Here is an 18,204-nt window from a genome sequence, read left to right on the forward strand (position 1 = left end):
CGAATCGCCCCCTCATGCCTGCCCCCGCCGGATCGGCCGTCCGCGTGACCTACCCCACCCTGATCCCCACGATGCACGTGTCGTCGTCGGTGTCCGACCTGCTGTACGTGAGCAGCCGGTCGAGCCGCTGGTCGAGCGTGCCCGGGGCCTTCGCCGCGGTGGTGAGGAGGTGCGTCAGCGACTCCTCCACCGAGCGGTCGCGGCGCTCGATCAGACCGTCCGTGTACATCAGCAGGTTGTCGTCCGCGGCGAGCTGCACCTCGCCCTCCTCGTAGCGCGCCTCGGGGACGGCGCCCAGCAGCAGACCGCGCACCGGCGGCAGCGGGGCCGCCTCCGAGCCGCGCACCAGCACCGGCGGCAGATGACCCGCCCGCGCCCACCGCAGGGTGCGGGTGGCCGGGTCGTACAGACCGCACACGGCGGTGGCCGTGACCCCGCCGGTGAGATGGTGCACGACCATGTTCAGCCACGACAGCAGCTGCCCTGGCCCCGCGCCGGTGACGGCGAGGCCGCGCAGCGCGTTGCGCAGCACGACCATGCTGGTCGCCGCCTCGATGCCGTGCCCCGCGACGTCGCCCACGCACAGCAGCACCAGACGCGACGGCAGCACCACCGCGTCGTACCAGTCGCCGCCGACCAGCTGCTCCGCCTCGGCCGGCCGGTAGCGCACGGCCACGTCCAGGTCGGGCATCTGCAGCGGGGCCTGCGCGGGCGGCATGATCGCACGCTGCAGCTGCAGCGCCAGCCGGTCCCGCTCGCTGGCGTGCTGCTCGGTGTGGGCCAGCTGGTCGCGGGTCGCGGCCAGCGCCACCTCCGTCCAGTGCTGCGACGAGATGTCCTGGTAGGCGCCCCGTACGGTGAGCAGCCGCCCGTCGGTGTCCAGCACCGGCTCGGCGACCACCCGGATGTGCCGGGTCACCCCGTCGGGCCGCTGCAGCCGGAACGCGGCCGAGGCCGGGCGCCGGTGGTGCAGCAGCGTGCGCAGGAAACGGCCGATGGCGACCGCGTCGTCCGGGTGGGCGTACGCCGGCAGGTCCTCCAGCGGCACCGGGGGACTGGTCTCCGGACGCCCGTAGAGGTCGAACAGCTGCCCGTTCCAGGTGATCTCCCCGGTGAGCAGGTTCTCCTCGAACCCGCCGATCCGGCCGAGCCGCTGCGCGTGCTGCAGCAGGCTCGCCAGCCGGGCCGTCTCGTCCTCGATCCGCCAGATGAACAGGATCCCCGAGCCGTGCCGGCTGACGCTGATGTCCGCGACCGCCGACAGCGGCACCTGGTCCACCAGCGCGGTCAGATGCATCCGCCGGGCCCGGAACGGCTCACCCGTGGCGTAGACCCGCTCGATCCGCTGGAACAGCTCGCTCTCCCCGGCGGCCATCGGGTACGCCTCCAGCAGCAGCGCCCCGCTGACCATGCCGCGCGGCCGGCCCGCCGGGTCCAGGAAGCGGCTGTTGACGTGCTGGATGCGGAAGTCGAGCAGGTTGCCCGACGCGTCCAGGTGCGGCACGAGCACCAGGGCCGGGTCGTACAGCCCGTCCGCCAGGTCCATCAGCTCCGCCGCGTCCGGCAGCGCCCGCTCCGGCCGGGCGGGGCCGCCCGGCGCCGTGTACGTCTCCAGGGTGTGCGCGCACAGCTCCGCCAGCGCCTCCACCTGACGCACTATCTGCGGCCGCTGCGGGGGCAGCGGCGCCGGCCAGACGATCTCCAGCACGCCGTACACCCGCCCGCCGGTCCCGGCGGGCACGGCCGCGCGGCCGCCGTCGGGGTGGTGGTGCCGGCCCACGCTGGGCAGTCCCCGCTCCGACAGCGACTCGATCCACAGCCCCTCACGCTCTGCCAGACCGCATCGCGCGACCGTCGCCACGTCCGGCGGCACGTAGTACCAGCGCGCCGCCTCGGCGGGGGAGAAGCCGGCGCTGCCGGCCAGGGTCAGCGACCCGTCGGCGCCCGCCGCCCAGATCGCCACGGCGACCGCGCCCAGCGGACGCAGCGCCTGCTCCAGCAGCGACTCCGCCACCGCCTGGGTGTCGTCGGCGGCGAGCGCCCCGCTCTCCGCCGCCCGCAGCCGTACGGCCGCAGGGTCCCCCTCCGCCTCCGCCTCGGCGGCCGCCCGGGTGGCGGCCAGGAAGGCGTGCGTCACCTCGGACATCCGGTCGCGGGCGGCCTGGTTGATCACCTCGACGGCGAACTCCAGCTGGGTCGTCCCTGCCTGCCCGGTCAGCTCCGCGAGCTGCCGCGCCGCCTGCGCGGGACCGCACCCGAGGCGCTCCACGAGGATGCCCTTGGCGAGCTCGATCAGCGCCCGCCCCTCGGCCTCCGCCTGCGCGGCCCGCACCTCACGGCTCAGCCGGTCCACCGTCGCCGCGAGCCGGCCCACGGGGGAGTCGGCGGCCACCCCGGCCGGACCCGCCGGGGTGCTCAGCAGTTCCATCTCCTCGGGCGGCGGCCCGCCCGGGTGCCCGTGGACGCTCATGCCGGCAGCCAGCGGCGCACGCAGGCGATCAGCTCACGGCTGTCGACCGGCTTGGTGACGTAGTCGCTGGCGCCCGACGCGAGGCTCTTCTCCCGGTCCCCGGGCATCGCCTTCGCGGTGACCGCGATGATCGGCAGGTCGGCGTACTGCGGCATCGACCGGATCTCGGCCGTGGCGGCGTACCCGTCCAGCTCGGGCATCATCACGTCCATCAGGACCAGTGCCACCTCGGGGTGGTCCACCAGTCTCTCGATGCCCTTGCGGCCGTCCTCGGCGTGCAGCACCCGGAAGCCGTGCAGCTCCAGGATGCCGCTGAGCGCGAAGAGGTTGCGCGCGTCGTCGTCGACGACCAGCACGGTCCGGCCCGCGAACGAGCCGTCCACCACCGCCTCCGGCGCGGTCCGCTGCGCCTCGTCCGGCCGCACCAGCGACAGCACGTCGCCGGGCTCCTCCGCCGACAGATGCAGCGCGATCCGCTCCCGCAGCTCGTCCAGGCTGGACAGGAACTCCAGCGCCGTGCCCGAGGCACGGTCGCGCAGGGCCGCCTCCACCCCGGCGTCGGCGCGGTGTCCGCTGTGCACCAGGACGGGCACGCTCGCCAGCGCGGAGTCGCCGCGCAGCGCCTCCAGGAAGCGGGTCACCTCCGCCTCCGCCATGCCCAGCTCCAGCACCACGCAGTGGCAGGGATCGGCGGCCAGCGCGCCGGCCGCCTCCTGGGCGCCGACGGCGGTGATGATGTCGACCGCCGGACGGGAGCCGCCGCCGGTGTGCGCGACGTCCTGCACCACGCTCTCCGCGACCAGGGTGAGCAGACCCCGGGGCCGCTCCTCCACCACCAGCAGACGGCGCGGACGCCGGCCGTGCTGGGCGGGGGCCGCCTCGATCGCGGGCGTCCGGCCGGACGCGGCCTCCGGCAACTCGTCCCCGGCCGGCTCCCCCTCCACGGCGGGCGCGGGCCGCAGCTGCTGCTCGAAGTCGGGCCGGGCGACGGGCAGGAACAGCGTGAACGTGGAGCCCTGGCCCGCGACGCTGTCCACGGTGACCGCGCCGCCCAGCAGGTGCGCGATCTCCCGCGTGATGGACAGACCCAGGCCCGTGCCGCCGTACTTGCGGCTGGTGGTGCCGTCGGCCTGCTGGAAGGCGCCGAAGATCGACTCCAGGTGCTGCTCCGGGATGCCCACGCCCGTGTCCCGCACCCGGAAGGCGACCACGGGGCCGCCCCGCAGCACCTCCTGCGGCACCTCGTCGTCCGGGGCCGGCTCGATCCGCAGCTCCACCTGGCCGCGCTCGGTGAACTTCACCGCGTTGGACAGCAGGTTGCGCAGCACCTGACGCAGCCGCGAGTCGTCGGTGAGCAGGTCCGCGGGCGCGCCCGGCGCGGTGGTGATCGTGAAGTCCAGGCTCTTCTGCATGGTCATCGGCCGGAACGTCGCCTCGACGTACTCGACGAGACGGCGCAGCTCCACCCGCTCGGGGCTGACGTCCATCTTGCCCGCCTCGACCTTCGACAGGTCGAGGATGTCGTTGATCAGCTGCAGCAGGTCCGAGCCCGCCGAGTGGATGATCTGCGCGTACTCCACCTGCTTGGGGGAGAGGTTGCGCGAGGGGTTCTGGGCGAGCAACTGGGCCAGGATCAGCAGGCTGTTGAGCGGGGTGCGCAGCTCGTGGCTCATGTTCGCCAGGAACTCCGACTTGTACTTCGAGGCGAGCGACAGCTGCTGCGCCCGCGCCTCGAGTTCCTGCCGGGCCTGCTCGATCTGCAGGTTCTTCGCCTCGATGTCCCGGTTCTGCGAGGCCAGCAGCGCCGCCTTGTCCTCCAGTTCGGCGTTGGAGCGCTGGAGTTCCTCCTGCTGGGTCTGCAACTCCGCGGACCGCTCCTGCAGTTCGGCGGTGAGCCGCTGCGACTCCACCAGCAGCTCGTCGGTGCGGGCGTTCGCCACGATGGTGTTGACGTTGACGCCGATGGTCTCCATCAGCTGCGCCAGGAAGTCCTGGTGGATCTGGGTGAACGGGGTCACCGACGCCAGCTCGATCACGCCGAGCACCTGGCCCTCGACCACGATCGGCAGCAGCACCAGCGCGGTCGGCACCACCTGTCCGAGCCCGGAGGAGATGGTGACGTAGTCCGGCGGAAGCTGGTCCACCAGGATGGTGCGCCGGCTGCGCGCGGCCTGACCGACCAGCGTCCTGCCGAAGGCGATGCGCGTCGGCCGCCCGCTGTCGTCCGGGTAGCCGTAGGAGCCGACGAGACGCAGCTCGGGGCCGTCCTCGCCGTCCTCCGCGAGGTAGAACGCCCCGTACTGGGCGGACACCAGCGGCACCAGCTCGTCCATGATGAGCTCCGCGACCACGGGCAGGTCGCGGTGACCCTGCATCAGCCCGGACACCCGGGCCAGGTTGGTCTTGAGCCAGTCCTGCTCCTGGTTGGCCCGGGTGGTCTCGCGCAGGGACTCCACCATCGCGTTGATGTTGTCCTTGAGCTCGGCGACCTCGCCGGACGCCTCCACGTTCACCGAGCGGGTCAGGTCGCCCTCGGCGACCGCGCTGGTCACCTCGGCGATCGCGCGGACCTGCCGGGTGAGGTTCCCGGCCAGCTCGTTGACGTTCTCCGTGAGCCGCTTCCAGGTGCCGGAGACGCCCTCGACCTCCGCCTGCCCGCCGAGACGCCCCTCGGTGCCGACCTCGCGGGCGACGCGGGTGACCTCCTGGGCGAAGGCGGAGAGCTGGTCGACCATCGTGTTGATGGTCGTCTTCAGCTCCAGGATCTCGCCGCGCGCGTCGACGTCGATCTTCTTCGACAGGTCGCCCCGGGCCACCGCGGTCGTCACCAGCGCGATGTTGCGCACCTGGCCGGTGAGGTTGTTGGCCATCGAGTTGACGTTGTCGGTGAGGTCCTTCCATGTGCCGGCGACACCCGGCACATGCGCCTGCCCGCCCAGGCGTCCCTCGGTGCCGACCTCGCGGGCGACGCGGGTGACCTCGTCGGCGAACGCGGACAGCGTGTCCACCATCGTGTTGATGACGTCCGCGAGCGCCGCGACCTCGCCCGCCGCCTCGACCCGGATCCGCTGCGACAGGTCGCCCCGGCCGACCGCGGAGGCGACCTGGGCGATGGAGCGCACCTGACCGGTCAGGTTGGACGCCATCACGTTGACGTTGTCCGTGAGGTCCTTCCAGGTGCCCGACACCCCCCGCACCTGCGCCTGTCCGCCGAGACGCCCCTCGGTGCCGACCTCGCGGGCGACGCGGGTGACCTCGTCGGCGAAGGCGGAGAGCTGGTCGACCATCGTGTTGATGGTGTTCTTGAGTTCGAGGATCTCGCCGCGGGCGTCGACGGTGATCTTCTGCGACAGGTCGCCCTCCGCGACCGCCGTGGCCACCAGCGCGATGTTGCGCACCTGGCCGGTGAGGTTGCCGGCCATGAAGTTCACCGAGTCGGTCAGGTCCCGCCAGGTGCCCCGTACACCCTGAACGTCCGCCTGCCCGCCGAGGCGTCCCTCGGTGCCGACCTCGCGGGCGACGCGGGTGACCTCGTCGGCGAAGGCGGAGAGCTGGTCGACCATCGTGTTGATGGTGTTCTTGAGTTCGAGGATCTCGCCGCGGGCGTCGACGGTGATCTTCTGCGACAGGTCGCCCTTCGCCACCGCCGTCGTCACCTGCGCCACGTTGCGCACCTGCGCCGTGAGGTTGCCCGCCATCGCGTTCACCGAGTCGGTGAGGTCCGCCCAGGTGCCCGAGACCCCCGGCACCTGCGCCTGTCCGCCGAGCGTCCCCTCCGTGCCCACCTCGCGTGCGACACGGGTGACTTCGGAGGTGAACAGCGACAGCTGGTCCACCATCCCGTTGAAGACCTTGGCGATGTCCCCCATGAGCCCGTCGGCGTCCCCGGGCAGGCGGGTACCGAAGTCCCCGTCCCGTACGGCCGTCAGTCCCGCGAGGAGCTGTCGCAGCTCCTTGTCCCCCGGCACCGTGTCGGTCCCCTCGGTGCTTCCCCTGGTCATGCGCACCCTCGTTCCGGCCCCATTCAGTGCGCATTTCCGCAGATCAGCGGAGTCGCGCGGCGAGAAATACGCCGCAGATTAACCCAGTACGCGGGCGCGCGACAAAGCAGGAGGGGGGCTTTCCGGGCCGGTTGAGAATCACGTTTTCCGGCGTGCATGTTCCCGGGAAACCGGGGTACCTGATGCGGTTTCACGTCCGCTCGGACGTTCGCCCGGCCGGGCCGGCCGCATTCGGCGGGCGCCGTTCGAATGTGTGCCCGCCGGACGGGTATCCGCTCGGGTGGAGGGGGGCGGAGTTCCGGCCCCGCTCGTGCGAAGGGGGAGCAGTTCATGGCGAGCAGTCGTACCCCGGGGAGGCCGGAAGCAGTGCCCACCGACAGCATCTGGTCGTACGCGCCGGGCGTCGGCCACGCCCGGGAAGCGGACCTCACGGGCTACACCGTCGTCGCGCGCGACGGCACCGCCGGCCACGTCGACCGCCAGGCCGCCCACCACGGCATGCCGCACCTCGTCGTGGACACGGGTGTGTGGGTGTTCGGCCGCAGTCTCCTGGTCCCCGTCGGGGTGATCACCTCGGTCGACACCGAGGGGCGGAAGCTGACGGTGTCCTGCACCCGGGCCGAGCTGAAGGCCGCGCCGCGCTTCCGCACCGACAGCGAGACCATGGACCGGGTCTACCTCACCGCCGTCGGCTACTACTACAGCGAGCTGCCCCGCGAGGAGCGGCCCGCCGGATGAACGCGGGGCCTGCCGCCCCGCCGCCGGGTTCACCAGGGCAGGAAGACGTGGATGTCCTTCCCCTGCCCATGCGTCACGACGCTCACCTGGTCGCAGAGCGTGTGGATCAGATGCCATCCGATGCCGCCCCCGCCGCTGTGCGGATGGAACGGGCGCGGGGCCGGCTCGGTGGTGCTGGTGTCGTGCATCACCACATGCACCCCGTCGAACGTGCGGCGCAGCCGCAGCTCGAACGGTCCGGGGGCGTACTGCACCGCGTTGGCGGCCAGTTCCGTGACCACCAGGAGTATGTCGTCCCAGTGCTCCGGCGCCGACGGCGCCGACGCGCGGGCCAGGTCGAAGAGGAATTCCTCCGCGACCAGACGTGCGTCCGTCACATCGTGCAGCTCCCCCGGGAAGCTGGCGATGCGGCTCGTGATCTCCTCGCCGGCCAGTGTCCTGTCCCTACGCGACTCGGGTGCCATGTCGCCTTCCAGGCCCCGGTCGTCGCCGGGGCGGTCGTCGCTGCTGTTGCGTTCCCCGATCGTTGGGTTCCCGTGCGGGCGGAGCCTACGCGCCCGCCTGCCCGACGGTGCGGGGTGACAAACCCCGCACCCCGTGGCGCGCATGATCAGCGGAACACGTTGTCCTCGTCCCACACCGACGCGTCGGTGCGCACCGGGGGGCGCGCCGGGCGCGTGCGGGACTGGTACATCGCGTCGATCTCCAGGGCGTAGCGGCGCACGATCTCGTCCCGGCGCAGCTTCATCGACGGCGTCAGCAGTCCGTTGGACACGTCGAACGGCTCCGGCAGCACACGGAACACCCGGATCGACTCCGACCTGGACACGCTGCTGTTGGCGGCGGCGACCGCCCGCCCGATCTCCTCCCGCAGCGCGTTCTCCTCCCGCGCCTCCCGCGCCGGGGCGTCGCCCTGCAGCGACAGGGCCGCCCGCCAGTCCGCCAGGAACTCCGGGTCCAGCGTGATCAGGGCGCCCACGCACGGCCGGTTGTCGCCCACCACCACGGCCTGGTGGACGAGGGGGTGCATCCGCAGCCGCTGCTCCAGGGCGGCCGGGGCCACGCTCTTGCCGCTGCTGGTGACGATGATGTCCTTCTTGCGGCCCGTGATCGTCAGGTAGCCCTCGCCGTCCAGCCGGCCCAGGTCGCCCGTGGCCAGCCACCCGCCCCGCAGGGCCGCCCGGGTCGCGGCCGGTTCGCCGATGTACCCCTGGAACACCGACGGCCCGCGCACCAGGATCTCCCCGTCCTCGGCCACCTTGATCGCGGTGCCCGGCAGCGGCTGCCCGACCGTCCCCGACTTCTCCCTGCCGTACGGCTGCATGGTGATGCCGCCGCTGGTCTCGGTGAGGCCGTAGCCGTCGTGCACGTAGATGCCGATGCCCTCGTAGAAGAGGGACAGGTCGCGGGAGAGCGGGGAGCCGCCGGACGTGGCCCGCAGCACCCGGCCGCCGAGCGTCGCCCGCAGCTTGCGGTACACGGTCCGCTCGTACAGGGCGTGCTGCATCCGCAGGTCGAAGCCGGGCCCGGACCCGCGTCCGAGGCGCTGCCGCTCCGTCGCCGCCGCGAAGTCACGCGCGGTGCCGGCGGCCCGCTCGAACAGCGCCCCGCGCCCCGACAACTGCGAGGCCCGCAGGAAGTTCTTGTAGATCTTCTCCAGCAAGGACGGCACCGCGTACAGATACGTGGGACGGAACGACCGCAGCGACGTCGACAGCGCGTCGGCGCCCAGGTCCGGCTCGTGGCCCATCAGCAGGCCGCCGCGGATGCACAGACTCTGGATCATCAGCCCGTACACGTGCGAGAACGGCAGGAACGCCAGCACGGACCCCTGCTCGCCGGGCGGCGCCGCGACATGCCCCCAGCCCGCCAGCAGCGTGTCGCAGATGAACGCCAGCCCGCGGTGGCTGAGGGCGCAGCCCATGGCGTGCCCCGAGGTGCCGGAGGTGTACGCCACCACGGCCGTCGTGTCCGGCAGCACGATCCGCCGCAGCGAGTCGACCGTCGCCGCCGGGATGGCCTCGCCGCGCGCCACCAGCTGGTCCAGCGCGCCCGCGTCGAGCTGCCACACGTGCCGCAGCCGGGGCAGCTGGGCGCACACCGAGCCCACGGTCATCACGCTCTGCTCGTCCTCGACCAGCACGGCCACACAGCCGGCGTCGCGCAGGATCCACTCGACCTGCTCCCGCGAGGAGGTGGGGTAGACCGGCACGACCTCGGCGCCCACCGTCCACAGGGCGTGGCACAGGACGGTCCACTCGTAGCGGGTGCGCGCCATGATCGCGACGCGGGTGCCCGGCTGGATGCCGGACGCGATCAGGCCCTTGGCGAGATCGACCACCTCGTCGCGGAACTCGACGGCGCTGACCTCCTCCCAGGTGGCGGAGGCCCCGGTGCGGCGGGCCAGCACCGGCATGGTCGGGCTCTCGGCCGCCCTCGCGAACAGGCTGTCGGCGAGGCCGCCGGTCAGGGGCGAGGCGTACGGCGGAGCGAGAGCGAGGTCGCGCATGCACTGCTCCTCATGGTGACGGGGGGTGACGGTGCATGAATGTAGTCCAGCCGGGCGGGCCCTGGGCCGGGATCACGTCAAGTGTGTCCGCACTGATGACTGGGCCGCTTTCGGGGGACCCGGTCCCCATGACCTACGTCAATCCCGATCCCGATCCGGACCGCACCACCGGCCTCGAGGCAGGTGGCGGCGTCCCCCCGGGCGAGACCCCGCCCGCGGAGAGCAGCATGCCCGAGGCGGGCCCGTACGAACTGGACCACAACCCCGCCAAGGGCTGGTCCAAGGGCCCCCTGACCGCGATCCTCGCCGTGGTCGCCTTCATCGCGGCGTTCTTCCTGGTTTACGCGATCATCCTGCTCCTGTAAGGGACCCGGCCACCCTGGTCACCGGCCCCACGAGGCCGGCGGCGGGTCACGTGTGCCCTGGAGGGGCGCGGGGAACTGCGCGAGAAGCCCCCACGCACCCGCACGAACGCCGTACGGCGCTACGCGGGAGGCAGCGCCTCCAGAGCGTTGCGGAGTTCGGCCCGCGACGTGATTCCGAGCTTCGGGAACACACGGTAGAGATGCGACGACACGGTCCGCGGCGAAAGGAACAGACGCGACGCGATCTGCGGGTTGGACAGCCCCGTCGCCGCCAGCCTCGCGACCTCCAGCTCCTGCGGGGTGAGGGCCTCACCGGCCTTGCCCCGGCCGGTCCGCGTCATGCCGGTGGCGCGGAGCTCCGCCGCGGCCCGGGCTTCCCACGAACGGGCCCCGAGTTCCTCGAAGAGGCCGCGGGCGGCAGCCAGTTGCACCCGGGCGTCACGGTTGCGTCCTTGCCGGCGAAGCGCTTCGCCGTACGCCAGACGAGCCCGGCCGGCCTCGAAGGGCCACTGCTCGACGCCCGGCAGTCCGAGCGCCTCCTCGAAGCACCGGCCCCTGTCCTCGGCAGCCGATGTCATCGCCGTGACCGTGGCCGCGCTCAGCGCGAACCGCGACGAGAGGTGACCGACACCGGCGTCGCGCAGCGCGTCCGCGTGCCGTCGCGCCTCGGCGTGCCGCCCGGTGCGTACGGCGGCCTCGACGAGGTCCGGCGCGGACCACACGGCCTCGGGGTTGAACGGCGGCAGCACACCCGGGGCGCAGATCGCCGTGGCGTGCCGGAACGCCGTCTCGAAGTCGGCGGCGCCGAGTGCCGCCCGGGCCGCCGCCTGGTGGGCGCAGTTCTCCAGCCGCCTCAGGCCCCTGGGACCCGACCACCCCCAGACGGCCTCGCAGTGTTCCCGGCACGCGTCGAGGGCGCCGAGCTGGGCCGCGGCCATCGCGGCGACGTAGTGCCCCACCTGGGAGAAGAGGTGATACCCCGTCTCCTCGGACAGGGCGATGAGCTCGTCCGCGGCGCCGGCCGACGCCTGCCACCGGCCGCTGTACAGGTCGTCCAGGGCGACGAACATCAGGGCCGGCATGCTCGATCCCACCGCGCCGCCGTCGCGTATGACCCGGGACAGGGCCTCGCGGCACCCCGGAAGCCGGTCGAGGTACGAGGCGGTCAGGGCGGTGCGGACGACCACGTCGGCGTCGCTCTGGTCCCTCAGCCGCGCGATCTCCTCGTCCAGGCGGCGCAGCATGCCGTCGGTGACGGAACCGAGGTCGTGGTGGACGCGCCCCAGCGATGCCGCGGCGGCGGGCGTCGCCTCGGGGAACCGGGCGAGCACGTCGACCAGAGGCTCCCAGTGCTCCGGCCGGCCCGAGTACTGGCTGGCGAGGGTGAGAGTGAACAGCGCGGTCTCCAGCTCACCCGACGGCGGACCGGGCGCCACCGGCGCCTGCCCGACCGCCTCCGTCAGCAGCGCGTGGGCGGTGTCGGCGTCGCCTTCCGTGACGAGCAGGAGGAAGCCGGCCGTCGCCGCCGCCGAGAGCGACCGTGCGGCCGGACCGCCCGTGACCTCACGCATGATCTCGTGGCTGACCTCCAGATGCCCCGCCACCCAGGCGGCGGCATAGGCGGCCTGCGACAGGCGGCGTCTGCGGTCCGCGCGGTCGGGGCTCAGCTCGGCCGCGCGCCGCAGTCTCGCTATCGCGCCGTCGGCGTCACCGCGCCGCAGGCTGCTCCGGGCCGCCGACTCCACGACGGCGGCGACCGCCTCGTCGGGGGCCGTCGTGGCTCTGGCGAGGTGATCACCGTGCCGCTCGGGCTGGCCGGCCAGCGCGTCGGCCAGCCGGCGGTGGGCGCCGCGCCGCTGCTCGCCGGTGGAACCGTCGACCACCGCGGACCTGACCAGCGGATGCCTGAAGCGCACCGCGCGGCCGTTCTCCGTGACCATGATCAGGTGGTCACGCTCCGCGGGAGCGAGTTCATCGAGGCTGCCCGGCCCGCCGGCCGCCTCGAGAACGCCGATGTCGCCGGAGCCCTCGAGAGCCGCGAGCAGCAGGATCTCGCGCGTTTCCCGCGGCAGTCGTCCGACGCGGGCGCCGTACAGGGCGCGCACATCCCGCCCCGGGCCGCTCGCCCGTCCCGCCCCTCGGCCGGGTCGGCCGCCGGACGCCCCGGTGGACCCGGCGAACTCGAGGAGCGCCAGGGGGTTTCCCTGCGCCTCGTGCGCCACGGTCGAAAGAACCCGGCGGGGGAGGTGGGCGAAGCGTCGGGACAGCAGCCGCAGGGCGTCCGCGTCGTCCAGCGGCGCGATCGCGCGCTCCGGCAGACCGGTGGACGGGAAGGACGCGCCGGACTCCGCCCGCTGCGCTCCGAGCAGCCCGATGCGGCGGCCCCCCAGTCGTCTGGCGACGAAACCCACCGCGGCCTGGCTCGCCTGGTCGACGACATGGAGGTCGTCGACCACGAGGAGCAACGGCCGCTCCTTCGCGGCCTCGTCGAACAGGGACAGTGCCGCGTTCAGGACGGCGATCCGGCTCGGCGCGGGACCGGCGCCGAGACCGAGGGCGACCTCGAGGGCCTCCCGCACGGCACGCGGCAGACGGCCGAACACGTCCGGCAGCGAGCCGACGAGCTGATGGAGCCCCGCGAAGCTGATGTCCGTCTCGTACTCGACACCGCTCCCGCGGACGACCCGCATCCCCTTCGCCGCCGCCAGCTCGGCGGTCGCGTCCAGGAGTGCCGTCTTCCCCACGCCCGGATCACCGGTGAGCAGCAGGACGGCTCCGTCCGTCCCGGCCGTCTCCAGGAACGCCGCGAGCTCGGCGAGTTCGCCCTCCCGGCCGACCAGCCCGGTCGGGCCGACGCCCGTGCCTGTCCCTGACTTCGCCCACATCCGCCGCGTCCCTCGCCGTACCTCGCGAGGCAGTCGAACCACCAGCCACGCACTCGACCAGGAAGTATCGCACCCGCCGGCAAACGGAGCCGGAAGCCGTCCGCTGCGCCGACACCCGCAGCTCCTGCTCGACGCACGCGTGGCCGGACGGTCCGGGAGCCGGGCGGATCAGGGCGCTTGCCCGGCCAGGCTGCGCAGGGCCCGTGCGGCGGGCGATCCGGGGTCGGCCGTGGTCAGGACGACCTCCTGGTCGTCCTCGGGCACGAGCAGGACGTCGCAGTTCAACCGCAGAGCGCCGGCCTCCGGATGCTCCAGGGTCTTGCTGCGGTGCCCGGGGGCGTGGACCGGACGGGTCTGCCAGATCTGCCGGAACTCCTCGCTGCCGTCGTGCAGTTCGGCCAGCAGAGCGGCCAGCCGCGGGTCGTGCGGGTAACGGTCGGCGGCCCGGCGCAGCCGCGCCACCGCGATGTGTCCGAATTCCTCGGAGCCGGAGCTTTCGTACGTCCGCCCCCGGCCGAGGAAGCGGCGGCGGGCCAGGTTCGGCGTCCCGTCTGCGAGGTCACCGCCCAGCAGTGCCCGGGCCAGGGGGTTCCACGCGACGACGTGGTACGCCGCGTCGGTGACGACGGCACCGGTCTCCGGCAGCCTGTCCAGCATCCGGGCCACGTGCGGGCGCACCCGGCGCACGGCGGTGGTGCCGGGCGGCGCGCTCGAACCCGCCAGGCGGAACAGGTGGCTGCGTTCGGCCGGCGTGAGGCGCAGCGCGCGGGCCAGCGCGTCCAGGATCCGGGCCGACGGCCGCGGTCCCCGGGCCTGTTCCAGCCGGGTGTAGTAGTCGACCGACATGTGGGCGAGCTCCGCCACCTCTTCGCGGCGCAGGCCCGGTGTGCGGCGGGCGGTGCCCGTCTCCGGCAGGCCGATCTCGTGCGGCCGCAGGGCCGCCCGGCGTCCCCGCAGGTACTGGGCCAGTTCCTGCCGTGCCATACCGCCTCCTGCCCTCCCACTGCCTGGTACGGACTGTCCCTGGCCGGACGCCTGCGACCGGGGAAGTGTGGCTGCCATGAACGAACGCACAGCACTGGTCACCGGTGCAAACAAGGGCATCGGCAAGCATATTGCGCGGCTCCTCGCCGCCGAGGGCCTCACCGTGTACGTGGGTTCCCGCGACCCCGGGCGCGGGCAGCGGGCCGTCGAGGAGATCGGCGCCGGGGCCCGCCCGCTCGTCCTCGACGTGAGTGATCCGGACGGCATCGCACAGGCCGCGGCTCAGGTGGACCGCTTGGACGTGCTGGTCAACAACGCCGGCGTCTCGGTGTCACTCGCCCCGCCGGCCGGCACCGGCGTCGAGGAGTTCCGGCGCACGTACGAGACCAATGTGTTCGGCGTGGTGGCGGTGACCAATGCCTTCCTGCCCGCCCTGCGCCGGTCGCCGCGCCCGCGTGTCGTCAACATCTCCAGTGGCACCGCGTCGCTGACCTGGAGCACGCATCCCAATCCCCAGTTCACCCCGGGAAGCGGCGGCGCCGCCGCCTACCGTTCGTCCAAGGCCGCCCTCAACGCCCTGACCGTCCTGTACGCCCAGACGCTGGCCGACGACGGCTTCAAGGTCAACGCGCTCGCTCCCGGTCTGCGGGCCACTGATCTCACTCCCGGGGCCGCCGCTGCCGGCGGCGACCCGGCGGAGGCCGCACAAGGCGCCCTCCGTCTGGCCCTGCTGCCGGACGACGGCCCCACCGGAGGCTTCTTCTCCTGGGACGGGACCCCCGTGCCCTGGTGACGAGCCGCCAGGTCCCGGCGGGGGCGAGGGGGCGTCACGGAACTGCCACCGCGGTGCCTTCCTCGCCCTTCCCTCTGTGGTGTGCGGGCGCCGCGGAGCGCACCGGGGGCGGAGCCGGGCTGCTGGTCATCTGGTGAGCCAGGCTCCGAAACGCCGCTGCAGCCGGGGATTGATCTGCCAGACCATCGCCGCTGCCGCCGCCGGGACGAGTACGGCGAGTCGCACCGGCAGGTACAGATCCCCCAGAACAGGGTCCGTGGCCAGGCCCAGCAGGACGATGGTGGGATAGATGCCGCACACGGTGAGGAGCCACAGCTTCCCACGCCGGACGGCGGCCGGAACGGTGGGACCGCTCCGGGCTTCGGCGTCCGCGACCGCGTCGCGGCTCTGCTCCCGGAGGGGGGAAACAGGTCTCTCGTTCATGGACCACTCCACATCACAATGCTGCGTACCGTGCACGACGGGCTGCCCGGCGCCCAGGTGGGCGCCGGGCCGGGCGACGATCCGATCAGTGGGCGGACCGGGTGTGGTCCTGCTCCACGTACACCTTGAGGGCCTGGAACTCCTCGATCGCTCGCGGGCCGCACAGGTAGCCGTAACCGCTTCCCTTGACGCCGCCCTCCTCGAAATCCTCGCTGACGGCTCCCCAGGTGTTGATCCACACCGTGCCGGTGCGGATGCGCCGGGCGATCCGGCGGGCCTTCATCGAGTCCGAGCTGAACACCGAGGCGGCCAGGCCGTAGATGGTGGCGTTCGCCTTGGTCACGGCGTCGTCCTCGTCGTCGAAGATCTCGAACGTCTGGACCGGGCCGAAGACCTCCTCCTGCACGATCCGGACGTCGGTGCGGTCCACCTCGACCAGGCTCGGCCGGTAGAACGCCCCGGCGGCCAGCGGGCCGTCGGTGACCGCACCGCCGCGCAGCAGCACCGTGCCGTACGAGGCGGCCTCCTCGACGATCGCGTCCACCCGCTGGGCGGACGCCCGGTCGATCACCGGGCCGAGCTGGGCCTTCTCGTCGTCGCCCGAGCCGAGCCGCACCTGCGCGAGGGCGTCGGTGAGGCGGGTGCGCACCTGGTCGGCGATGTCCCGGTGAACCAGTACACGGGAACCGGTGCAGCAGAACTGCCCGTTCATCAGCACCAGCGACTGCACGACGGTCGGGATCACCAGGTCCAGATCGGCGTCGGGAAGGACCACCATCGGCGCCTTGCCGCCCAGTTCCAGACCGACCCGCTTGAGCGTGGTGGAGGCCGCGGCCGCGATACGGCGCCCGACCGGCGTACTGCCGGTGTAGTTGATCACGGCGACCTTGTCCGAGGAGACCAGGAACGGGGCCCCGGTGTTGCCGGACTCGGTGAACACGCTGACCACGCCCGCAGGGATCTCCGGGACCGAGGCCAGGACCTGCGCGAAAAGCTCATTGGTCAGCGCCGTCTGAGCCGGAAGCTTGACCACGACGGTGCAGCCGGCGGCCAGCGCCGGGCCCAGCGCCCGCACGGTCAGCATGACGGGGGAGTTCCAGGGAGAAATGATCCCGGCGACACCGAGCGGCTCGGGCACCGAGTGGGTGTACTGGCCGGGTGCCGTCTCGGCGGCGCGCCCGGCGTTCTGGGTACGTGCGGACGCCGCCGCGTACCGCAGCCACCCGACCGCGCCGCTGACCTCCCACGTGGTCTCGCCCAGCAGCTTGCCGTTCTCCCGGGACAGCATGGCCGCGACCTCGGGTGTCCGGGCCTTGAGGGCGTCGGCCAGCCGGCTGAGCGCGGTCGACCGAAGGGAGGGAGTGCGGGCCCACTCGGTGGTCTCGAACGCGGTGGCGGCGGCGTCCACGGCGGCCGAGGCCTCCGCCTCGCCACCGTCGTAGAACGAGCCGACGACGGTGCCGTCGGCCGGGTTGATCGACTGCAGAACCGAGCCGGAGCCGGTCCACCGTCCGTTGATCCAGTGCCGCGCGATGGTGGTCATGGTCCGCTCCTCGTGGTCTCGCCCGGGTACCGGGCGGTTTCGATGTCTCCACGAGAATGGCTCGGCCCCCGTACCGACAGCCTCCGTCACCTGACTGACATCCGCCCGCCGGCCTCCCAGCGTCAGTACTGACCCTGGGAGGGTGCCGGACGCGCTCAGCCCGAGCGCCCCGAAGAGGCGTGGGGAACTGCGCGCGCAACCCCCACGCACCCGCACGGACCGCGCCCCGGAGGCGCCCCATAGGGGCCCGGGGAACTGCGCGCGCACTCCCCACGCACCCGCACGGACGGACCGCGCCCACCTACGCCTGCGTATGCCGCACGCACTCCGTCACGACGTCCCGCAAACTCTCCGTCCGCTCCAGCAGCGCCCGCTGCACCATCGCCCCGTTCCCGTCCCGCAGCAGCCGCTCGCACCCCTCGCGGGCGCGATCCACGTCGCCATGGTCGGCAAGGGCATCGGCGACGTGGTCCAGCAGCGAACGGACGACCGCCTCGGCGGGCATCCTCCGCATCGTCTCCGGATGCAGCAGCTCCCCGGTCAGACCGGACCGCGCCGCCTGCCAGGCGGACAGCCGCAGCAGGGAGACGCCCGGGTCGACCGGCTCCCGGCCCTCCCGCCACTCCCGCGCCGCCGTCTCCACCAGCGCCCGCGTCAGCGTGGCGATCAGCCCCGCCGTCTCCGCGTGCAGCGCGACGTCCGAAACCCGTACCTCCACCGTCGGGTACCGCTCGGAAAGACGGGCGTCGAAGTAGATCATCCCCTCGTCGAGGATCGCCCCGGTCGACACCATGTCCGCGACCCGACGGTGGTACCGCTCCGGCGACTCGAACAGCTCGGTCGGCCCCGCCGAAGGCCACCGCTGCCACACCCGGCTGCGGTAGCTGGCGTACCCCGAGTCCTTGCCCTGCCAGAACGGCGAGTTCGCGCTCAGCGCGGTCAGCACCGCCAGCCACGGCCGCAGCCGGTCGAGGACGGCCACGCCCTCCTCGTCGGACTCCACCGACACGTGCACGTGACAGCCCATGACGAGCTGCTCACGCGTCGCGATCCCGTACTGCTTCTCCATCCACCGGTACCGCTCGTTGACGCCGACCGCCGGGCTGACCGGCAGCGGAGACGTGGCCAGCGCGGCGACCGTGCAGCCGATCTCCTCGGCGTGTCCCGCCGCCTCCTTGCGGCAGCGGGCTATCTCCGCGAGCAGGCGCTCCATCGACGACTCCGGATGAGTCGCGAACTCCACCATCTGCTCGTGCAGTTCCTTCTCGAAGACGTCCTGACCCGCGTCCTCCCGCTCGGCACGGGCGAGCACCGCCGCGGACATCGCCCGCGGTTCGCCTGTCTCCGGATCGACCAGGAGGAGTTCCTCCTCCACTCCCACGGTGCGCACCTGATGCTCGCCCTTCTGCCTGCCGCGTAGACGCCGAGCAGCCCTCGGCCGTACGACCCGCATGCCCCGCGCGGGACGCGGAACACCTGGTGTCGCCGGCTGA

At 72.9% G+C, this 18,204-nt stretch carries 12 protein-coding genes; 3 read left to right on the forward strand and 9 right to left on the reverse strand.

The window, feature by feature from the left end:
• Window positions 1–49: 49 nt before the first annotated feature.
• Window positions 50–2,428 carry a SpoIIE family protein phosphatase gene (locus tag ACQY0Z_RS21455; protein ID WP_254585573.1) on the reverse strand — a complete coding sequence of 793 codons (2,379 nt, stop codon included), beginning with the start codon at window positions 2,426–2,428 and terminating at the stop codon, window positions 50–52.
• 38 nt (window positions 2,429–2,466) lie between these two features.
• Window positions 2,467–6,471 (reverse strand): HAMP domain-containing protein, encoded by a 4,005-nt coding sequence (locus ACQY0Z_RS21460; RefSeq protein ID WP_347226336.1) that lies wholly within the window; start codon window positions 6,469–6,471, stop codon window positions 2,467–2,469.
• A 366-nt stretch (window positions 6,472–6,837) separates the two neighbouring features.
• Here ACQY0Z_RS21460 and ACQY0Z_RS21465 point away from each other — a divergent pair, with 366 nt between their 5' ends.
• Complete coding sequence (locus tag ACQY0Z_RS21465; RefSeq protein ID WP_189901874.1) at window positions 6,838–7,209, forward strand: PRC-barrel domain containing protein; 372 nt, start codon at window positions 6,838–6,840, stop codon at window positions 7,207–7,209.
• A 29-nt stretch (window positions 7,210–7,238) separates the two neighbouring features.
• Here the strand turns inward: ACQY0Z_RS21465 and ACQY0Z_RS21470 are convergent, their stop codons facing one another.
• The gene (locus tag ACQY0Z_RS21470; RefSeq protein ID WP_019527402.1) at window positions 7,239–7,673 is read right to left on the reverse strand and encodes an ATP-binding protein; all 435 of its coding nucleotides are present in this window, start codon (window positions 7,671–7,673) and stop codon (window positions 7,239–7,241) included.
• A gap of 146 nt (window positions 7,674–7,819) precedes the next feature.
• Entirely contained in the window at window positions 7,820–9,718 is a 1,899-nt protein-coding gene (locus ACQY0Z_RS21475) for an AMP-dependent synthetase/ligase (RefSeq protein ID WP_439812679.1), read from the reverse strand.
• A gap of 128 nt (window positions 9,719–9,846) precedes the next feature.
• Here ACQY0Z_RS21475 and ACQY0Z_RS21480 point away from each other — a divergent pair, with 128 nt between their 5' ends.
• Entirely contained in the window at window positions 9,847–10,083 is a 237-nt protein-coding gene (locus ACQY0Z_RS21480; RefSeq protein WP_019527404.1) for a DUF6480 family protein, read from the forward strand.
• Window positions 10,084–10,202: 119 nt separating this feature from the next.
• Here ACQY0Z_RS21480 and ACQY0Z_RS21485 read toward each other — a convergent pair whose 3' ends face one another.
• Together ACQY0Z_RS21485 and ACQY0Z_RS21490 are read right to left on the reverse strand one after the other, a co-directional pair.
• Window positions 10,203–12,968 (reverse strand): helix-turn-helix transcriptional regulator, encoded by a 2,766-nt coding sequence (locus ACQY0Z_RS21485; protein WP_189901870.1) that lies wholly within the window; start codon window positions 12,966–12,968, stop codon window positions 10,203–10,205.
• A 168-nt stretch (window positions 12,969–13,136) separates the two neighbouring features.
• The gene (locus ACQY0Z_RS21490) at window positions 13,137–13,952 is read right to left on the reverse strand and encodes a helix-turn-helix transcriptional regulator (RefSeq protein WP_439812680.1); all 816 of its coding nucleotides are present in this window, start codon (window positions 13,950–13,952) and stop codon (window positions 13,137–13,139) included.
• A gap of 76 nt (window positions 13,953–14,028) precedes the next feature.
• Between ACQY0Z_RS21490 and ACQY0Z_RS21495 the strand changes: the two genes are divergently transcribed.
• Entirely contained in the window at window positions 14,029–14,745 is a 717-nt protein-coding gene (locus tag ACQY0Z_RS21495; RefSeq protein WP_189901868.1) for an SDR family oxidoreductase, read from the forward strand.
• A 126-nt stretch (window positions 14,746–14,871) separates the two neighbouring features.
• On the opposite strand, the gene ACQY0Z_RS21500 is transcribed toward ACQY0Z_RS21495, so the two are convergent.
• The 3 genes from ACQY0Z_RS21500 to ACQY0Z_RS21510 all read right to left on the reverse strand — a co-directional run bounded on the left by ACQY0Z_RS21500 (window position 14,872) and on the right by ACQY0Z_RS21510 (window position 18,101).
• Window positions 14,872–15,168: a hypothetical protein gene (locus ACQY0Z_RS21500; protein WP_198427675.1), complete on the reverse strand. Its 297-nt coding sequence runs from the start codon at window positions 15,166–15,168 to the stop codon at window positions 14,872–14,874.
• Between the two features lie 85 nt (window positions 15,169–15,253).
• Entirely contained in the window at window positions 15,254–16,711 is a 1,458-nt protein-coding gene (locus ACQY0Z_RS21505) for an aldehyde dehydrogenase family protein (protein WP_439812681.1), read from the reverse strand.
• A gap of 301 nt (window positions 16,712–17,012) precedes the next feature.
• Window positions 17,013–18,101, reverse strand: coding sequence for a glutamate--cysteine ligase 2 (locus ACQY0Z_RS21510; RefSeq protein WP_189901865.1), 1,089 nt, complete (start codon window positions 18,099–18,101; stop codon window positions 17,013–17,015).
• Window positions 18,102–18,204 lie beyond the last annotated feature (103 nt).

The sequence above is a fragment of the Streptomyces sp. P9-2 genome, assembly GCF_051903975.1.
Lineage (GTDB): Bacteria > Actinomycetota > Actinomycetes > Streptomycetales > Streptomycetaceae > Streptomyces > Streptomyces cellulosae.

Bases quoted from the DNA above. Each gene is read 5' to 3' on its own strand.
- ACQY0Z_RS21455 (WP_254585573.1), bottom strand. From the start codon at position 2,428: ATGGAACTGCTGAGCACCCCGGCGGGTCCGGCCGGGGTGGCCGCCGAC.
- ACQY0Z_RS21460 (WP_347226336.1), bottom strand. From the start codon at position 6,471: ATGACCAGGGGAAGCACCGAGGGGACCGACACGGTGCCGGGGGACAAG.
- ACQY0Z_RS21470 (WP_019527402.1), bottom strand. From the start codon at position 7,673: ATGGCACCCGAGTCGCGTAGGGACAGGACACTGGCCGGCGAGGAGATC.
- ACQY0Z_RS21475 (WP_439812679.1), bottom strand. From the start codon at position 9,718: ATGCGCGACCTCGCTCTCGCTCCGCCGTACGCCTCGCCCCTGACCGGC.
- ACQY0Z_RS21480 (WP_019527404.1), top strand. From the start codon at position 9,847: ATGACCTACGTCAATCCCGATCCCGATCCGGACCGCACCACCGGCCTC.
- ACQY0Z_RS21485 (WP_189901870.1), bottom strand. From the start codon at position 12,968: ATGTGGGCGAAGTCAGGGACAGGCACGGGCGTCGGCCCGACCGGGCTG.
- ACQY0Z_RS21490 (WP_439812680.1), bottom strand. From the start codon at position 13,952: ATGGCACGGCAGGAACTGGCCCAGTACCTGCGGGGACGCCGGGCGGCC.
- ACQY0Z_RS21495 (WP_189901868.1), top strand. From the start codon at position 14,029: ATGAACGAACGCACAGCACTGGTCACCGGTGCAAACAAGGGCATCGGC.
- ACQY0Z_RS21500 (WP_198427675.1), bottom strand. From the start codon at position 15,168: ATGAACGAGAGACCTGTTTCCCCCCTCCGGGAGCAGAGCCGCGACGCG.
- ACQY0Z_RS21505 (WP_439812681.1), bottom strand. From the start codon at position 16,711: ATGACCACCATCGCGCGGCACTGGATCAACGGACGGTGGACCGGCTCC.